Source organism: Bisbaumannia pacifica, assembly GCF_007989625.1.
Lineage (GTDB): Bacteria > Pseudomonadota > Gammaproteobacteria > Pseudomonadales > Halomonadaceae > Bisbaumannia > Bisbaumannia pacifica.
In genome coordinates this window covers 13,541-30,121 of the sequence record NZ_BJUK01000020.1, presented here as the reverse complement: position 1 = coordinate 30,121, position 16,581 = coordinate 13,541, and the positions used below count along the sequence as shown (strand labels likewise).

Below are 16,581 nucleotides of genomic sequence, written 5' to 3'. Positions count from 1 at the left end.
CCGCGCCCGCTTCTCGTCTTACCTCACTACCGGACGCGCCTCCCGCGCCTCCAAGGAGAACCGGGTGCTACGGCTGACCTCCCCCGCCACCGTGATCCTGCTGGCGGCCCTGACCGCTTTGGGCCCGTTGGCCACCGATATGTACCTGCCGGCCATGCCGGCCATGGCCGAGGCCCTGAATACCGGCCCCGACCAGGTGCAGCTGACCCTGAGCCTCTACATGGCCGGCTTCGCACTGGCCCAGCTGTTCTGCGGCCCCTTGGCGGACCGCTTCGGCCGCAAGCCGATCATGGTGGGGGGCTTCGCCCTCTTCCTGGCGGCCAGCCTGCTCTGCGCCCTGGCGCCGAGCATCGAGTGGCTGCTGGCCGGGCGCTTCCTGCAGGCCCTGGGCGGCGCCGCCGGCCCGGTGCTGGGACGCGCCGCGGTGCGCGATATCTACGGCCCCCTGGAGGCCGGGCGCATCCTCTCCCACCTGGCCAGCATCATGGCCCTGGCCCCGGCCCTGGCACCGGTGGTGGGTGCCGGCCTGTTGATGTTCTTCGGCTGGGAGGCGATCTTCCTGGTGCTGGCCCTCTATGCGGCCGTCGCCCTGGCCCTGCTGATCTTCGCCCTGCCGGAACCCCTGCCCCGGGAGCTGCGCCAGCCCATCGGCCCGGCCGCCATGCTCGGCAACTTCCGCCTGCTGCTCGGCCAGCGCGCCTTCGTCGGCTATACCCTGACCAATGCCGCCGCCTTCTCGGGACTCTTCGCCTACCTCTCCGGCTCCGCCTTCGTGCTGATCGAGTTTATCGGCGTCCACCCCACCACCTACGGTATCCTCTTCGCGCTGATCGTCGCCGGCTTCTTCAGCGGCACGGTGATCAGCGGCCGCTATAGCCGACGCCTGGGTCGCGACCGGCTGATCCTGCGCGGCGCCCTGCTCTGCACCCTGGGTGGCACGACCATGGCCCTGCTGGCCCTGGCCGGCGCCGCCCAGGCCTGGGCGGTGGTGGGGCCGCATATCGTCTTTATGATGGGGGTAGGCATCCTGATGCCCCAGACCATGGCCGGGGCCCTGGCTCCCAACCCCCAGTGCGCCGGCTCGGCCTCCTCGCTGTTCGGCTTCCTGCAGATGGGCATCGCCGCCCTGGTGGGGGGCCTGGTGGGTCAGCTCCACGACGACACCTCGCGTACCCTGGCGCTGACCATCGGCCTGGCCGGCATCACCGCCCTCGCGGTCTACTGGGGCCTGGTGCGCCCCGCCGCCCGACGGGAGGCCCGCCAGGCGCTCTCGGAATAGCCGCCAGCGCCTCTCCCCTCCAGCGCCCTCCCCCGGACGACGTGGCGGCTCGACGCCGCCACCCGGCTATTGCATAATCGCCCGGCCCCACAAATGATAACCAGACGCAAAGAAGGGTGAGTGACGACACGCCCTGCGGGTGCATCGTGTTATCGCGCCGGACCTCAGCGGTCCCGATCCCACGAGAGGCGAGAAAGAACCCCATCATGCATAAAGCACTGCTACAGGCGGCCTGTGCCGTGAGCCTCACGCTACTCGGCGTGGCCACCCAGGCCGACGAGATCACCATTACCGATATCGCCGGTCGCGAGGTCACCCTCGATGCCCCCGTGGAGCGCATGATCCTGGGCGAGGGCCGTCAGATCTATCTGCTCGGCGCCCTGCAACCCGAGGATCCCTTCGCCGGCGTGGTGGGCTGGCGGGAGGATTTCTCCCAGGCCGATCCGGACAACTACGCCGTCTACGCCGAGCGCTTCCCCGAGCTGGAGGAGATCCCCACCTTCGGCGGGTTCAAGGACGGTACCTTCGACGTGGAGCAGGCCGCCGCCCTGGCACCCGATGTGGTGCTGATGAACCTGGAGGCCAGGACGGCCACCGAGGACGCCGGCTACGACGACAAGCTCGCCGAGCTGGGCATCCCCATCGTCTATGTGGACTTCCGCGAGGATCCGCTCGCCCATACCCTGCCGTCCATGCGCCTGATGGGCCAGCTGCTGGGTGAAGAAGCGGACGCCGAGGCCTTTATCGCCTACTCCGAGGCCCAGATGGCCCGGGTCACCGAGGTCATCGCCGCGGCTGACCCGGAGCGCCCGAGGGTCTTTATCGACCGCGCCGGCGGCTACTCAGAGGATTGCTGCATGAGCTTCGGCCCCGGCAACTTCGGCGAGTACGTGGAGTTGGCCGGCGGCAGCAACATCGCCGATGGCATCATCCCCAATACCTTCGGCTCACTGAACCCGGAGCAGATCCTCGCCGCCGACCCCGAGCAGGTAGTGGTCACCGGCGGCAACTGGGACGCCTACGTCCCCGGCGGCGACTGGGTCGGCGTGGGCCCCGGGGCCGACCTGGAGCGTGCTCGGGCCAAGCTCGAGGCACTCACCGAGCGCACCGCCATGACCGGCATCACGGCCATGGAGCGGGACAATTTCCATGCCATCTGGCATCAGTTCTATAACAGCCCCTACTACTTCGTGGCCGTCCAGCGGCTGGCCAAGTGGTTCCACCCGGACCTGTTCGCCGACCTCGACCCCGAGGCCACCCTGGAGGAGCTCCACGAGCGCTTCCTGCCGGTGGACTATGCCCCCGGCTACTGGGTGTCGCTGCATGACCACTGAGACGAGCGCCGCCGAGGGCGCCCAGGGCCGCGATTTCTATCGCGTCCTGGTGTTCCGGCGCCAACTGATCCTCGCCGCCCTGGGACTGGCGCTGCTGCTCAGCCTGTGCGTCGACCTCGCCCTGGGACCGGCCCGCTTCGGCCTGGGCGAGGTGATTAGCGGCCTGCTCACCCCCGACGCCGTCAGCCAGCAGGTGCGGGTGATCCTCTGGGAGATCCGCATGCCGGTGGCGCTGATGGCCCTGGTGGTGGGGGCCAGCCTGTCGGTGGCCGGCGCCCAGATGCAGACCATCCTCAGCAACCCCCTGGCCAGCCCCTTCACCCTGGGCATCTCCGCCGGGGCGAGTTTCGGCGCGGCCCTGGCGCTGGCCTTCGGCGTGGCGATCATCCCGGCGGCCATCGAGTACGTGGTGCCGGTCAATGCCTTCGTCATGGCCATGCTCACCGCCTTCCTGATTCACACCCTGAGCCTGAGGCGCGGGGTCACCATCGAGACCATCGTGCTGCTGGGCATCGCCATGGTGTTCATCTTCAATTCGCTGATGGCACTGATCCAGTTCTTCGCCAGCCAGCAGGCGGTGGCCGCGGTGGTGTTCTGGACCATGGGCAGCCTGACCAAGGCGACCTGGCCCAAGCTGTGGATCGCCGTGGGCGTCCTCGCCGCGGTGCTGCCGCTGTTGGCCCGCCATGGCTGGGCGCTGACCGCCATGCGCCTGGGCGATGCCAAGGCCGAGAGCCTGGGCGTGAAGCCGCGTGCCCTGCGCCTGGAGGTACTGGTGCTGGTGTCGCTGCTGGCGGCCATCGCCGTGGCCTTCGTCGGCACCATCGGCTTTATCGGCCTGGTCGGGCCGCATATCGCCCGGCTGCTGCTGGGCGAGGATCAGCGCTTCTTCCTGCCCGGCGCGGCACTGTGCGGCGCCCTGATCCTCTCCATCGGCTCGGTACTGTCGAAGGTCATCCTGCCCGGCACCATCATCCCCATCGGCATCATCACCTCCCTGGTGGGTATCCCCTTCTTCCTGTTCCTTATCCTCAACCGCAAGAAGGCCTCATGGTAACCCTGCGACTCGACCGCCTCTCGGCCGGCTACGGCCGCCGCCAGATCCTGGCGGAGATCACCACCCCAAGCTTCGAGGGCGGCCAGGTGGTGGCCCTGCTCGGTCCCAATGCCGCCGGCAAGTCCACCCTCTTCCGGCGTATCCTCGGCCTGCTCAAGGGCCAGGGCGAGGTGGTGATCGACGGCACCCGCGCCGAGCGCCCGGTGGCCTATATGCCCCAGGACACCGGTGCCAAGGCAGTGCTGACGGTCTACGAGTCGGTGCTGCTGGCACGCATGCAGGGACGCGCCTTGAAGGTCGCGGCCGAGGACCTGGCACGGGTCGACCAGGCCCTGGCGGAGCTGGGCATCGCCGCGCTCGGCGAGCGCGATATCGGCGACCTCAGCGGCGGCCAGCGCCAGCTGGTGAGCGCCGCCCAGGCCCTGGTGCAGGAGCCCGAGATCCTGATGCTCGACGAGCCCACCTCGGCGCTGGACCTCAATCGCCAGATCGGCCTGCTGACGGTGCTGCGGCGACTGGCCCGGGAGCGCAACATGCTGATCCTGGTGGCCCTCCACGACCTGGGCCATGCCCTGCGCTTCACCGACCAGGCGATGGTGCTCGAGAGCGGCCGGCTGATCGCCTGCGGCCCCACCGACCAGGTGATCACCCCCGAGCTGCTGCGGCGGGTCTATCGGGTCGAGTCGCGCATCGAGTCCTGCTCCAAGGGATGGCCCCAGCTTATCGTCGAAGAGGCCATCTGAGCCGGCGCCCCTCGAGCGCCGCCAGCCCTGCCCCGGCCAACACCAGGGGCAGGGCCAGCAGGAAGCCGCCGGAAGGCGTCAGCCCGAAGATCGCCAGGTCGGCCAGCACCGGCCAGATCAGCGCCAGGTACTCGAAGGGCGCCAGCCGCGAGGCCTCCGCATAACGCAGCGCCAGGGTCATGCAGATATGCGCCGCGCCACCGAATAGCCCCGAGAGCACCAGCAGCCCCAGTTGCGGCCCACTGAGGGCGGCCCAGCCCAGGGGCCAGGTGGCCAGCCCCGCCAGCGCCGAGACGAGGATAAAGTAGAAGGCGATGGCTCCCGGTGTCTCGGTGCGCGAGATGCGCCGCACCGTCAGCAGGGCCCCCGCCGAGAGCAGGGCCGCTAGCGCCCCCAGCGCATAGCCCAGCGCCGAGGCCTCACCGGCCCCGAGGGCGGGCAACGCCAGCACGGCGACGCCGCTCAGCGCCAGCAACAGGGCCCCGGCGCGATGCGCCGTGAGCCGCTCGCCCAGCAGCAGGACGCCGCCCAGCGCCATCAGCACCGGGGTCAACTGGGCCAGCAGCGTCGCCTCGGCCACCGGCAGCAGCGCCAGCGCCGCGAAGGAGGCGAACATCGCCGCCGCGCCGAGTCCCGAGCGTAGCAGGTGGCCTCCCGGCCGTCGGGTGGCCAGGCCGGCGGGGAACTCCCGCCGCCAGGCCAGGAACACCACGATGGGCAGCAGCGCGAAGGCCGAGCGGAAGAATACCGTCTGCCCCAGCGGGGCCACCGTACTGGCCGCCTTCACGCACACCATCATCGCCGTGAACAGCACCCCCGACAGCAACCGGAGAGTAATGCCGGCCAGGGGCCGCTCGTCGTCCGTCACGCCTTTCATCACGCCTCGCCCATCGTCCGCCAAAAAGACGGGGCATTCTCCCCCGATCGCCCGGCGAACGCCATCGCCCGACCGGCATCTTCCAGCCAGCGGAAAGCCAGGAAGCCGCCATGCATGGCATGGCGGCTTCCTGAGGCGTGGCGTCGGGCGTCGTCGCCCGGGGACTTCAGGCCACTTCGGCGGCGATGGTCATCGGGCGGCCGTTGCGCAGCTCCTCCAGCAGCTTGGCCTGGCGGGCGGCGGCCTGCTCGGCGGCGGCCTCGCGCACCGGGCCATAGCCGCGGACCTCTTCCGGCAGCTTGGCCAGCGCCAGGGCGGTGGCGTGGGTGGCGTCATCCAGGCGCGTCACCAGCTCGTCGAGCAGGGCCTCGTATTCCGCCAGCAGGCGACGATCCAGCTTGCGATCGGCGCTGAAGCGGAAGGGATCGAGGGGGCCGTTGCGCAGGCCGCGCAGCTTGGCCAGCCCCTTCATGGCGGTGAGCATCCAGGGCCCGAAGCGACGCTTCACCGGACGCCCCTTGGCATCCTTGCGGCCGCCCAGCAGCGGCGGCGCCAGGTGGAAGGTCAGCGTGTAGTCGCCGCCGAAGGTAGCGTCGAGCTCCTCGAGGAAATCGCTCTCGGTGTAGAGGCGCGCCACCTCATACTCGTCCTTGTAGGCCATCAGCCGGTAGAGCTGAGTGGCCACCGCCTGGGTCAGGGCCTCGCCGGCCTCGAGGCGAGCTTCCGCCTCGCGCACCCGGGCCACCGCCTGCACGTAACGCTCGGCATAGGCGCGGTCCTGGTAGCGTTCCAACAGGCGGGCGTTGCGGGCGATCACCTCGTCGAGGCCGGCGTCGGCGGACAGCGGCGTCTCGTCCAGGCGACGCTGCAGGTAGTCCGGCTCCACCGCCGCCAATCGGCCCCAGGCGAAGGCGCGCTGGTTCTTGTCGATGGCCACGCCGTTGAGCTCGATGGCGCGCTTGAGCGCCGCCTCGCTGACCGGCAGCAGGCCCTGCTGCCAGGCGAAGCCGAGCATCATGACATTGGAGAAGACGGTGTCCCCCAGCAGTTGCTCGGCCAGGCGGTTGGCGTCCAGGGTGGCGAAGTTGGCCTCGCCCACCGCGTCGCGCAGCAGCGCCAGGCGCTTGTCCGCCTGCATGTCGGCGTCTCGGTAGAGCACATAGTCGGCGGTGGGCAGCTCGGCCAGGTTGGCCACCACTCGGGTGGTATCGGCCTGGAGCACGTCCAGGGCCTTCTTCGAGCTGGCCACCACCATGTCACAGGCGATCACCGCATCGGCCTGGCCGGATTCGATGCGCACCTGGTTGAGGTCGGCGGGCACGGGTGCCAGGCGCACGTAGCTGAGCACGGTACCGCCCTTCTGGGCGAAGCCCATGAAGTCGAGCACGCTGGTGCCGCGGCCTTCCAGGTGGGCGGCCATGGTGATCAGCTGGCCCACGGTGACCACGCCGGTGCCGCCGACGCCGCCCACCAGCAGGTCATAGGGGGCGGTGAGTGCCGGGGCCTGGGGCGCCGGCAGGGCCTCCACCCTGCGCCAAAAGGCCTCGTCGACCCCCACGCCCTGGCCCTTGCGCAGCTCGCCGCCCTCCACGGTGACGAAGCTGGGGCAGAAGCCACCCACGCAGGAGAGGTCCTTGTTGCAGGAGGACTGGTCGATCTTGCGCTTGCGCCCCAGCTCGTTCTCGCGAGGTACCACCGACAGGCAGTTGGACTGCACCGAGCAGTCGCCGCAGCCCTCGCAGACATGGTGGTTGATAAAGACCCGCTTGGCCGGGTCCTCCATCAGGCCACGCTTGCGGCGGCGACGCTTCTCGGCGGCGCACACCTGGTCGTAGACCAGCACGGTGCAGCCGGAAATCTCGCGCAGCTCGCGCTGCAGGGCATCCATCTCGTCGCGGTGGTGGAAGGTCACCCCCTTGGGGAACTGGCCCTCATGGCCGCGGTACTTCTCGGGCTCGTCGCTGACCACCACGATGCGCTTCACGCCCTCGGCGGCGGCGTGCTGGGCGATCATCGGCACGGTGATCTGGCCGTCCACCGGCTGGCCGCCGGTCATCGCCACGGCGTCGTTGAACAGCACCTTGTAGGTGATATTGACCCCGGCGGCCACCGCCTGGCGGATCGCCATGGAGCCGGAGTGGAACCAGGTGCCTTCGCCCAGGTTCTGGAAGATATGGCCGTTGCCGGTGAAGCGGCTCTTGCCCACCCAGTTGACCCCCTCGCCGCCCATCTGGATCAGCGACTCGGTCTGGCGGCCCATCCAGGAGGCCATGAAGTGGCAGCCGATGCCGGCCAGGGCCTTGCTGCCCTCCGGCACCTTGGTGGAGCTGTTGTGGGGGCAGCCGGAGCAGAAATAGGGCAGGCGGCGCACGCCGCCCAGCTCCTGGGCCTCGGCGCGGCAGCGATCCAGCTTGCTCAGGCGCTCCTGCAGGTCGATGGCGAAGAAGCGCTCCAGGCGCTCGGCCACGTAGCCGGCCAGCAGCCGCGGGCTCAGTTCGCCCACGTAGGGGATCAGCGGCTTGCCCGCCTCGTCCTGCTTGCCGGTGATCAGCACCTCGCCGGGGCGATCCGGCTCGGACATGTACTCCTTGATCTGGCTCTCGATGATGCCGCGCTTCTCCTCGATGACCAGGATCTCCTGCTTGCCGTGCACGAAATCGAGGATGCCGCGACGATGCAGGGGCCACACCATGCCGACCTTGTAGAGCTCCACCCCCAGCTCGCGCAGCGCCGCCTCGTCGAGGCCCAGCAGGCGCAACGCCTCGAGCAGGTCCAGGTGGCCCTTGCCGGTGGTGACGATGCCGAAGCGCGCCTGGTCGTTGGTGTAGAGGCGCCGGTCGATGGGGTTGGCGCCAGCGAAGGCCTGCACCGCCGCCAGCTTGTGCTCGATACGGGTCTCCAGCTGGGGCCCGGGCAGGTCCGGCCAGCGGTAGTGGAGGCCGTCTTCCGGCGGGGTGAAGTCGCTCGGGGTAGCGAAGTCGGGCAGCGGCGGCACCTCGATGGAGGCACCGCTCTCCACGGTCTCGGAGACCGCCTTGAAGCCCACCCAGCAGCCGGAGTAGCGGGACAGCGCATAGCCCCAGAGGCCGAACGCCTCGTACTCGGCCAGCGACGCCGGATTGATCACCGGCATAAACCAGGCCATAAAGGCCACGTCGGACTGGTGGGGCATGGAGGAGGAGACGCAGCCGTGGTCGTCGCCGGCCACCACCAGCACGCCGCCATTGGGGGAGCTGCCGTAGGCGTTGCCGTGCTTCAGGGCGTCGCCGGCGCGATCCACCCCCGGCCCCTTGCCGTACCAGAAGCCGAAGACGCCATCGACCTCCTTGTCCGGGTCGGTCTCCACCTGCTGGCTGCCCAGCATCATGGTGGCGCCCAGGTCCTCGTTGATGGCCGGCACGAAGTCGATATGGTAGCTATCCAGGGCCGCCTTGGCCTGCCACAGGGCCTGGTCGACGCCGCCCAGGGGCGAGCCGCGGTAGCCGCTGATCAGGCCCGCGGTGCGGCGGCCGTCGCGACGATCCAGCTGCGCCTGGCGCAGGGCGATGCGTACCAGGGCCTGGGTGCCGGTGACGAAGATCCGGCCGGTGTCGCGGGAGTAACGGTCGTCGAGCTGGTAGTCGTCGAGGACGACGGGGGAGGTCGTAGTCATGGTCGCCACCTTCACGGGGAATGGGCCTTGGAATTATGTTGGCCGCAGTCTAGCCAAGGCCCCGCTAAAGGTGCTTGCGAACTTGCCCCCGAAACCGCCATCATTCGAAAGAATATTTCCTCATGGGAGTCCTGGAGAAACAGGCTTCGATTCCTTCGACCTTGGTGTAAACCATTAGGGAGCCCGCCATGGCCTCCGACGCCCCCCTGGACGCCTACGACAAGAAGATCCTGCGCCTGCTTCAGGCCCAGGGTCGCATCACCAACCAGCAGCTGGCGGAGGAGATCGGCCTCTCCTCGGCGGCCTGCTGGCGACGGGTCAAGGCCCTCGAAGAGAACGGCACCCTGCGGCGCTTCACCGCCCTGGTGGACCCGGCCCGGGTCGGCCAGCCCCTCACCGCCCTGGTGATGGTGACCCTGGTGCGGCACCATATCGACAACACCGCCGAGTTCGAGCGCCAGATCCTCGAGTACCCGGAGGTGCTGCAGTGCTTCGCCACCACCGGCAACGCCGACTTCGTGCTGCGGGTGGTGATCGAGGACATGGCCGCCTACGACCGTTTCCTCAACGAGAAGCTCTTTACCCTGGCGGGGATCTCCCAGGTCAGCTCCAACTTCGCCCTGCGCGAGATCAAGAACGAGACCGCCATCCCGATTCGCTGAACAAGGAAAACCCGCCCATGCCCACCTCGGCCGCCTCACGGATGATCCTGCTGCTGGCCCTGGCCGGGTTCGCCAGCATGGCCTCGATGCGCATCACCGACGCCATGCTGCCGGCCCTGGCCGAGACCTTCGCCCGCCCGGTGGCCGACGTGGCCCAGAACATCACCCTCTTCGCCGTGGCCTACGGCCTGATGCAGCTCGCCTATGGGCCCCTCGGAGATCGCCACGGCGCCCTGCGGGTGATCGGCCTGGCCACCCTGGCCTGCGCCCTGGGCTCGCTCGCCGCGGCCCTGGCCGGGTCGCTGCCGATGCTGCTGCTGTTTCGTACCCTGAGCGGCGCCACCGCCGCCGCCATCATCCCCCTCTCCATGGCCTGGGTCGGCGACACCGTGCCCTATGCCGAGCGCCAGGTGGCCTTGGCGCGGATGCTCTCCGGGGCGGTGCTGGGGCTGATCGCCGGCCAGACCCTGGGCGGCCTGCTGGCGGACACCCTGGGTTGGCGCGCCGCCTTCCTGCTGCTGGCCGGGGTCTTCCTGGTCGCGGGTATCCTGCTGATCGCCACCCTGCGCCGGCATCCCGAGCTCTCGCCCCGGGGCGAGGGCGGCGACGGCCTGGCCTTCCTGGCGCGGATTCGAGGCGTGTTGACCGAGGCTCGGGCCCGCTGGCTCCTCGCCCTGGTGTTCCTGGAGGGCATCGCCGCCTTCGGCGCCCTGGGCTTCGCCGCCAGCCACCTGCACCGCTGGCAGGGCCTGTCGCTGACCCGCGCCGGGTTGGCGGTGGCGCTGTTCGGGGTCGGCGGGCTGATCTTCGCCGCCCTGGCCAGGCTGCTGGTGCGGCGCCTCGGCGAGACCGGCCTGGCGCTGGGCGGCGGCACCCTGATGGGAGCCGGCTTCCTCGCCCTGGCCCTGGCGCCCACTCCGATGGGCGCCGCCCTGGGCGCCTTCGTCGCCGGCCTCGGCTTCTACATGATGCACAACACCCTGCAGATCAACGCCACCCAGATGGCGCCCGCCGCCCGGGGCACCGCCATGGCGGTATTCGCCGGCTGCCTCTTCCTGGGGCAATCGGTGGGGGTCGGGCTGGGTGGGCTGATCCTGCGCCTGGGCGACAGCCGCTGGCTGCTGGCCGGCGCCGGGCTCTGGCTACTCGTCCTGGGGCTGGTGTTCGCCTGGCGGCTGCGAAGCTGGCGGACCCAGAACGCCGACGAGCCAACCGAAAAGGCCGCCTGAGAGCGACCGCCTCGCCTGGCGCCTAAACTAGGGAGCCGACGGCTCCAAGGCCGGGAGAGATCAATGCTTCGATTCGTGGCCGGCCGCGATAAAGGCCTCGGCATTGGCGCAGAAGTCACGGCACGCCTCGGCGTCGGTGTCGTGGCGCAGGGCCTGCCAGCAGGTGCCGATATGCGGGCAGGCCCGGCAGGTGACCCGCCATTCGGCGGCCCGGGGGACATCGGCCCAGGCCTCGGCGTCGAGCCCGAAGCGGCGCATCATCGCCGGCATCAGGGTCTCGGCGGGGCCCAGCCAGCCCGCCAGCTCGCCGCTGTTCAGTCCTCGGGCCAGGGCCCGCTCCAGGGGCGGGTGCAGCGGCCGGGCGAGGTCGTGAATCAGCGCGCTCAGCCGCTTGGGGGCGCAGCACCTGAGTTCGAGCAGGGCGTGCTCGCCGGCCAGGTAGTCGCTCAGGGCGTCGGCGAGGCGGGTGCCCTGGGAGGCGGTGGTAGATGAGGAGGTGGGCATGGCGACGATCTTCGTATCGCGGGGGTTTCCTTCAGTATCGGCCCCCGACCGCCGCCCTGCCTTGACCCAGGTCAGCGATCGCTCACTTCCCGGCGTCTTCGCTGGCTCGGCGGGCCTCCCGGATGGCCGCCTCCACCTCGCTCAAGTCGGGGATGCGATGGGCCAGGGCCAGCGCCAGCTGGGCCAGGAAAGGGGTCTCCTGGGCCTCGGGCAAGTCATCCAGGGCCTCGGCCAGGAGTTCGTAGACCCGCTCGAGATCATTAAAGGGCAGTGTCGAAGTGGTCATGGTCGGGCGTCTCCCAGGACGGTGTTCAGGGCGTCGTTCAGGTCGGCGGCGGTGGGGCGCTTCCAGCGCGCCACCAGGTGGCGATCCGGGCGCACCAGGTAGGCGCTGCCCGGCTCGGCGCCATAGGCGGCGAAGAGCGCCGCATCGCCGGGCAGGGCCCGTCCCAGGGCGGAGTCCTCCACGCCCAGGTGCAGCACCCTGAGTTCCGGGTGGTCTCCCAGGGCGGCCGCAAGCTCGGGGCTCGCCTCGCCGAACAGCAGCAGACTAAAGCCCGTTCCCAGGTAATCGAGCAGGAAATCGTCGTCGCCCAGGCGGCGGTTGATCAGTGGCGCCCCGGGCCGGGGGCCGGCGGCGAAGGCGTCCCGGTCGGCCAGGGTCAGGGGGCTCTCGGCATAGGTGTAGGGGGTCACCTGGCGGGGGTCGGCGAAGGGGCTGGCATAGTCGTTATCCAGCGCCAGGGCCAGGGCGGCGTCGCGCATCAGACGGTAGCCACGGCTCGGCGGCGTCATGAAACGGGTGCTCTTGCCGGCATTGGCGAAGACATCCAGGGTAGCGCCGCGCCGCTCCGGGGTGTAACTGTCGAGCAGCCGCGCCGACGCCCGGCCCTGGAGCACCCAGGCCAGCTTCCAGCCGGCATTGACCGCATCGGCCAGGCCGTTGTTGAGGCCGCGCACCCCGAAGATCGGCACCAGGTGGGCGCTGTCGCCGATAAACAGCACCCGCCCGTGGCGGTAGTCGTCCAGCGCCAGGGTATGCGCCTTGTAGAGGCTCCACCACTCCAGCTCCCAATCGCCGCGCTCCTGCATCACCTCGCGGATGATCAACCCTACCCGGTCGCGGATCGCCTCCTCCCGCACCGCCGCCTCGGGGTCCTCATCGGGGCCTAGCTGGTAGTCGATGCGCCAGATGTCGTCGGGCTGCTTGTGGACCAGGATGGTGGCCTCGGGCAGCGCCGCCGAGTGGAAGAAGGCGCGCCGCTCGGTGGGAAAGTCGGACTTAAGGCGTACGTCGGCGATCACGTAGCGCCCCTCGTAGGCCTCGCCGTGTAGCGCCAGGCCGAGGGCCTTGCGCACCACACTGCGGGCGCCATCGGCGGCCAGCAGGTAGTCGCAGGCCAGCGCATAGTCGCCCTCGGGCGTGCTGACCGTCAGGGTGACGCCGTCGGCATCCTGGGTCACGCCGCTGACCGCGCTCTGCCAGCGCAACGTCACCCGCTCGCTTTCCATGGCCCGCTCGATCAGGAACTGCTCGATATACTGCTGCTGCAGGTTGACCATCGGCAGGAAGCGCTCCTGGTCCGAGTGGGGCATCTCGAAGCGGTAGATCTCCCGGTCGCGAAAGTAGGTACGCCCCCGGGTCCAGCCCAGACCCTTGGCAACGAAGCGCCGATCGACGCCCAACTGCTGAAGGATCTCCAGGCTGTGGCGGGAGAGGCAGATGGCCCGGGAGCCGTCGTTGACGGTGGCCTTGTCGTCGAGCACCACGCAGTCGATGCCGTGGCGGGCCAGCTCCAGGGCGGCGGTCACGCCCACCGGGCCGGCGCCGACGATAGCCACCCGGTGGCGCGGCGTCTCACCGTCCAGCTCGGGGGGACGAACGAAGGGGAAATACGGATAATCGAAGTAAAGCGAATCGCTCTCGGCGCGTCCGGCGGGTCGCATGGGTGGCTCCATTGTTAGGGTTGTGGGACCAGCCTAGCCCGCGCCGCCACGTCCGCCTGTCCCGCAAAAGCCGGGACAGGCCAGCCCGAGGAGAGCCTGATGATCCGGCCCATCCCGCCACCATCGCCCGATCGCAAACCACAGAAACCGGGACAGGCCATCCCGAGGAGCGCCTTATGACCCGGCCCACGCCGCCATCCGAGCGCTGGCCCACCCTGCTGGCCGGGGTGGCCGACTGCGTCGAGGCCCTGGGCGGCGCCGACTTCGAGGCGCGCCTGCTGGCCCTGCTGCGGGAGGGGGCGCGCATCGAGCAGTGCATGATCTTCGCCTACGACGCCGCCGAGGGGGTCGACTGCCTGCTCGCCGACAACGCCCGCCAACCGCGCCTGGCCGATCGCCTGGCGCGCCTCTATACCGAGGGACTGTTCCGCAACGACCCCAACTACCGGCGCCTGGCGGACAATGCCTTGCCGACGCTGGAGCTGGCGCCGATGCGCGCCGAAGCGATGCCGGAGAGCTACCGGGGCTCGCTGTTCGCCTTCCCCGACCTGGTGGACAAGGTGGCCCTGACCCTGCGCGAGGCCGAGGGCGCCTATACCCTCAACCTCTACCGGGGCCGCGAGGCGGGCCCCTTCGATGCCGATGACCTGGCCACCCTGGATGCCCTGGCGCCGCTACTGGCCAGCCTGATCCGCCGCCACTACGGCGCCCCGCGCCCGGCCGAGGTGCGCCTCACCCCTGAAGAGGAAGCGGTGCTGGCACCCCTCTCGGAGCGCGAGCGCCAGCTCTGCCTGCGACTGCTGCGCGGCCATACCCTCAAGAGCGCCGCCGCGGAGCTCGAGGTCGCTCTCTCCACCGCCGAGACCTACCGCAAGCGGGCCTATGCCAAGTTAGGGATACCCTCCAAGGCCAGGCTGATCGCGTTGTGTCGCCGCCAATAGCCGGGGCGTAGCCAGGCCCGGGGCCTATGCACTCACTCCAGGGCTACGGGCATCCCCTCGAAAGCCCGGCTGGTCGCCCTATACCGGCGGCAATAATCGGACTCGCCATCCTGCCCCACCTCACCGTAGGAGCGCACTTTAGTGCGCGATGGCCCTTGGCGGCGGGCCCGGCCGCTAGGCCCGCTGGCCCTGCTGCAGACTCTGCACCGAGGCCACCAGGTCGTTGAAGCGCTCGCCCTGGATCACCACATGGTCGCGCAGCAGCGCCTCGGCCCGCGCCTCGTCGCCCTCGGCGATGGCCGCCACCACCGCCTCGTGCTCGTCGAAGGAGCCCTGCAAACGGTGACGCACCTGCAGCTGCATGCGCCGGTAGGGCTGCAGCACCGCGTGTAGCCGCGCCGCCTCCTGGGTCAGGAAGCCGTTGTGGCTGGCCTCGTAGATGCGCTGGTGAAAGACGCCGTTCTCGTAGTAGTAGCCGTTGGCGTCCCCCGCCTCGACCCGGGCCCGGCACGCCTCGTGGGCCTGGCGCAGGGCGGCCAACTCCGCCTCGGTGATGCGCCGCGCCGCCAGCCGGCCACACATCCCCTCCAGTTCCGCCATCACCTCGAAGCGCTCCACTAGCTCGGTGACGCTGAGCTGGGTGACGAAGGTGCCCCGCTTGGGTACCACCCGCACCATGCCCGACATGGCCAGTTGCTGCAGGGCCTCGCGGATCGGCGTCCGCGAGCACTGGTACTCCCGAGCCAGGGCCTCGGGATCGAGGCGCGCCCCGGGGGCGAAGCGTCCCTCGACGATGGCGTCTTCGAGCAGGGCGCGCAGGCGTTGCGCCTGGGAAACGGTAGCCATATTCACGACTCCTTCCTTGACAGATCTATATCTTGGCCCTATCTGTTATATATAACAACTCGGATCTGTGTATTTAACAGCGCTTTCCTGACCAATAACGACAATGAGGATAAGCCCCATGCCTACCCATGACCTCAAGGTTGACACCCCCCCAGCGACGGAGGGCGGCCCCATGCAGCGCACCATGCAACGATTGGGGGAGGGCGTCGCCGCCTTCAGCACCCGCTGGATTCCCGACGCCTTCGCCATCGCCGTGGCCCTGACCCTGGTGGTCTACCTGGCCGCCCTGGTGGCCACCGATAGCGGCCCCATCGAGCTGGTCGATGCCTGGTACGGCGGCTTCTGGAACCTGCTCGCCTTCGGCATGATGATGGTGCTGATCGTGGTCACCGGCTATGGCCTGGCCACGGCGCCCCCGGTACAGCGTACCCTGCGCTGGCTGGCCGACCGCCCCCGGAGCGCCAAGGGCGCGGTGATCATGACCGCCGTGATCGCCGGCCTGCTGGGGTTCCTGCACTGGGGCGTGGCCCTGGTGGTGGGTGCCTTCCTGACCAAGGCCGTGGCCCACTCCGCCAAGCGCCGCGGCCTCAAGGCGCACTTCCCGCTGATCGCCGCGGCGGCCTATGGCGGCATGGTGATCTCCCAGACCGGGCTCTCCAGCTCCGCGGCCCTGCTGGTCAACACCCCGGGACACTTCCTGGAGGAGAGAATCGGCCTGCTGCCCCTCTCCGAGACTATCTTCCAGCCCTATAGCCTGGTCTTCGTCGGCCTGACCCTGCTGATGACGCCGCTGCTGCTGGCCAGCCTGCACCCCTCCCGGCGCCGGGTCGTGGAGATCGCGGGCGAGGAGGAAGTCATCCGGGTGGACGAGCCACCGGCGACCCCCGCCGAGCGCTTCAACCGCAGTCGCCTGCTGATGGGCGTGATCGTCGCCGGCGGCCTGTTCTACGTGGCGCGCTATATCGGTGACCACGGCGTGCTGGGGCTCAACCTCAATGTGCTCAACTTCACCATGCTGATGCTGGGCCTGCTGCTGCACGGCTCCCTGGGCGACTACGGGCGCGCCATCGCCAAGGGCAGCGCCGCGGTGGGTGGCATCATCCTGCAGTTTCCCTTCTATGCCGGCATCCTCGGCCTGATGGCGGGCAGCGGCCTGCTGGCGATGATCTCCAACGCCTTCGTGGCCATCTCCACCCCCACCACCTTCCCGCTGTGGTCGATGATCAGCGCCGCCCTGGTCAACTTCGCGGTGCCCTCCGCCGGCGGCCAGTGGGCGGTGCAGGGACCCATCGCCATCGAGGCCACCGCCCAGCTGGGCCTGCCCAGCCATGTGGCGGTGATGACGGTGATGATGGGTGACCAGCTCACCAACCTGATCCAGCCCTTCTGGCTGCTGCCGCTGCTCGGCATCACCGGCCTGCGCGTGGGCCAGGTGCTGGGCTATACGGCGATCCTGATGCTGGCGGTCTTCGTGCTCTGCGCCGGCTGTCTACTGTTACTCGTATAAGCC

Annotated in this window: 14 protein-coding genes; 8 read left to right on the top strand and 6 right to left on the bottom strand. The window is 69.6% G+C overall.

The features are described from left to right. Nucleotides 1-64: 64 nt before the first annotated feature. The 4 genes from HPA02_RS10050 to HPA02_RS10035 all read left to right on the top strand — a co-directional run bounded on the left by HPA02_RS10050 (nt 65) and on the right by HPA02_RS10035 (nt 4,413). Nucleotides 65-1,279: a multidrug effflux MFS transporter gene (locus HPA02_RS10050; protein WP_146803055.1), complete on the top strand. Its 1,215-nt coding sequence runs from the start codon at nt 65-67 to the stop codon at nt 1,277-1,279. 206 nt (nt 1,280-1,485) lie between these two features. Further along, nucleotides 1,486-2,613: an ABC transporter substrate-binding protein gene (locus HPA02_RS10045; RefSeq protein WP_146803054.1), complete on the top strand. Its 1,128-nt coding sequence runs from the start codon at nt 1,486-1,488 to the stop codon at nt 2,611-2,613. Beyond that, a complete protein-coding gene (locus HPA02_RS10040) occupies nt 2,603-3,670 on the top strand; it encodes a FecCD family ABC transporter permease (protein ID WP_146803053.1) in 1,068 nt (355 codons plus the stop codon). The genes HPA02_RS10045 and HPA02_RS10040 overlap by 11 nt, the downstream gene beginning before the upstream one ends. Then, the gene (locus tag HPA02_RS10035; protein ID WP_146803052.1) at nt 3,664-4,413 is read left to right on the top strand and encodes an ABC transporter ATP-binding protein; all 750 of its coding nucleotides are present in this window, start codon (nt 3,664-3,666) and stop codon (nt 4,411-4,413) included. The genes HPA02_RS10040 and HPA02_RS10035 overlap by 7 nt, the downstream gene beginning before the upstream one ends. Here HPA02_RS10035 and HPA02_RS10030 read toward each other — a convergent pair. Together HPA02_RS10030 and HPA02_RS10025 are read right to left on the bottom strand one after the other, a co-directional pair. Beyond that, entirely contained in the window at nt 4,391-5,290 is a 900-nt protein-coding gene (locus HPA02_RS10030) for a DMT family transporter (RefSeq protein WP_146803051.1), read from the bottom strand. The genes HPA02_RS10035 and HPA02_RS10030 overlap by 23 nt on opposite strands. A gap of 166 nt (nt 5,291-5,456) precedes the next feature. Continuing rightward, the gene (locus HPA02_RS10025) at nt 5,457-8,942 is read right to left on the bottom strand and encodes an indolepyruvate ferredoxin oxidoreductase family protein (protein WP_146803050.1); all 3,486 of its coding nucleotides are present in this window, start codon (nt 8,940-8,942) and stop codon (nt 5,457-5,459) included. Nucleotides 8,943-9,130: 188 nt separating this feature from the next. On the opposite strand from HPA02_RS10025, the gene HPA02_RS10020 reads away from it, so the two are divergent. Together HPA02_RS10020 and HPA02_RS10015 are read left to right on the top strand one after the other, a co-directional pair. Further along, nucleotides 9,131-9,604 carry an Lrp/AsnC family transcriptional regulator gene (locus HPA02_RS10020; protein ID WP_146803049.1) on the top strand — a complete coding sequence of 158 codons (474 nt, stop codon included), beginning with the start codon at nt 9,131-9,133 and terminating at the stop codon, nt 9,602-9,604. Between the two features lie 17 nt (nt 9,605-9,621). Beyond that, on the top strand, nt 9,622-10,833 hold the full coding sequence (locus HPA02_RS10015) for an MFS transporter (RefSeq protein ID WP_146803048.1): 1,212 nt from the start codon (nt 9,622-9,624) through the stop codon (nt 10,831-10,833). A 60-nt stretch (nt 10,834-10,893) separates the two neighbouring features. On the opposite strand, the gene HPA02_RS10010 is transcribed toward HPA02_RS10015, so the two are convergent. From HPA02_RS10010 to HPA02_RS10000, 3 genes are all read right to left on the bottom strand, one after another. Next, on the bottom strand, nt 10,894-11,337 hold the full coding sequence (locus HPA02_RS10010) for a hypothetical protein (protein WP_146803047.1): 444 nt from the start codon (nt 11,335-11,337) through the stop codon (nt 10,894-10,896). Between the two features lie 82 nt (nt 11,338-11,419). Further along, the gene (locus tag HPA02_RS10005; RefSeq protein ID WP_146803046.1) at nt 11,420-11,623 is read right to left on the bottom strand and encodes a DUF2783 domain-containing protein; all 204 of its coding nucleotides are present in this window, start codon (nt 11,621-11,623) and stop codon (nt 11,420-11,422) included. Then, nucleotides 11,620-13,284 carry an FAD-dependent monooxygenase gene (locus HPA02_RS10000; RefSeq protein WP_146803045.1) on the bottom strand — a complete coding sequence of 555 codons (1,665 nt, stop codon included), beginning with the start codon at nt 13,282-13,284 and terminating at the stop codon, nt 11,620-11,622. The genes HPA02_RS10005 and HPA02_RS10000 overlap by 4 nt, the downstream gene beginning before the upstream one ends. Before the next feature lie 176 nt (nt 13,285-13,460). Here HPA02_RS10000 and HPA02_RS09995 point away from each other — a divergent pair, with 176 nt between their 5' ends. After that, nucleotides 13,461-14,225, top strand: coding sequence for a LuxR C-terminal-related transcriptional regulator (locus HPA02_RS09995; RefSeq protein WP_146803044.1), 765 nt, complete (start codon nt 13,461-13,463; stop codon nt 14,223-14,225). A 174-nt stretch (nt 14,226-14,399) separates the two neighbouring features. On the opposite strand, the gene HPA02_RS09990 is transcribed toward HPA02_RS09995, so the two are convergent. Further along, nucleotides 14,400-15,071 carry a GntR family transcriptional regulator gene (locus HPA02_RS09990; RefSeq protein ID WP_146803043.1) on the bottom strand — a complete coding sequence of 224 codons (672 nt, stop codon included), beginning with the start codon at nt 15,069-15,071 and terminating at the stop codon, nt 14,400-14,402. A gap of 118 nt (nt 15,072-15,189) precedes the next feature. On the opposite strand from HPA02_RS09990, the gene HPA02_RS09985 reads away from it, so the two are divergent. Then, nucleotides 15,190-16,578 carry a short-chain fatty acid transporter gene (locus tag HPA02_RS09985; protein WP_222593990.1) on the top strand — a complete coding sequence of 463 codons (1,389 nt, stop codon included), beginning with the start codon at nt 15,190-15,192 and terminating at the stop codon, nt 16,576-16,578. The last annotated feature ends 3 nt before the right edge of the window (nt 16,579-16,581 follow it).

What these genes read in the sequence shown, in the direction of transcription:
- HPA02_RS10035 (WP_146803052.1), top strand. Translation starts at nt 3,664, where the DNA reads ATGGTAACCCTGCGACTCGACCGCCTCTCGGCCGGCTACGGCCGCCGC.
- HPA02_RS09995 (WP_146803044.1), top strand. Translation starts at nt 13,461, where the DNA reads ATGACCCGGCCCACGCCGCCATCCGAGCGCTGGCCCACCCTGCTGGCC.
- HPA02_RS10025 (WP_146803050.1), bottom strand. Translation starts at nt 8,942, where the DNA reads ATGACTACGACCTCCCCCGTCGTCCTCGACGACTACCAGCTCGACGAC.
- HPA02_RS09990 (WP_146803043.1), bottom strand. Translation starts at nt 15,071, where the DNA reads ATGGCTACCGTTTCCCAGGCGCAACGCCTGCGCGCCCTGCTCGAAGAC.
- HPA02_RS10020 (WP_146803049.1), top strand. Translation starts at nt 9,131, where the DNA reads ATGGCCTCCGACGCCCCCCTGGACGCCTACGACAAGAAGATCCTGCGC.
- HPA02_RS10015 (WP_146803048.1), top strand. Translation starts at nt 9,622, where the DNA reads ATGCCCACCTCGGCCGCCTCACGGATGATCCTGCTGCTGGCCCTGGCC.
- HPA02_RS10000 (WP_146803045.1), bottom strand. Translation starts at nt 13,284, where the DNA reads ATGCGACCCGCCGGACGCGCCGAGAGCGATTCGCTTTACTTCGATTAT.
- HPA02_RS09985 (WP_222593990.1), top strand. Translation starts at nt 15,190, where the DNA reads ATGCCTACCCATGACCTCAAGGTTGACACCCCCCCAGCGACGGAGGGC.
- HPA02_RS10010 (WP_146803047.1), bottom strand. Translation starts at nt 11,337, where the DNA reads ATGCCCACCTCCTCATCTACCACCGCCTCCCAGGGCACCCGCCTCGCC.
- HPA02_RS10045 (WP_146803054.1), top strand. Translation starts at nt 1,486, where the DNA reads ATGCATAAAGCACTGCTACAGGCGGCCTGTGCCGTGAGCCTCACGCTA.
- HPA02_RS10040 (WP_146803053.1), top strand. Translation starts at nt 2,603, where the DNA reads ATGACCACTGAGACGAGCGCCGCCGAGGGCGCCCAGGGCCGCGATTTC.
- HPA02_RS10030 (WP_146803051.1), bottom strand. Translation starts at nt 5,290, where the DNA reads ATGAAAGGCGTGACGGACGACGAGCGGCCCCTGGCCGGCATTACTCTC.
- HPA02_RS10005 (WP_146803046.1), bottom strand. Translation starts at nt 11,623, where the DNA reads ATGACCACTTCGACACTGCCCTTTAATGATCTCGAGCGGGTCTACGAA.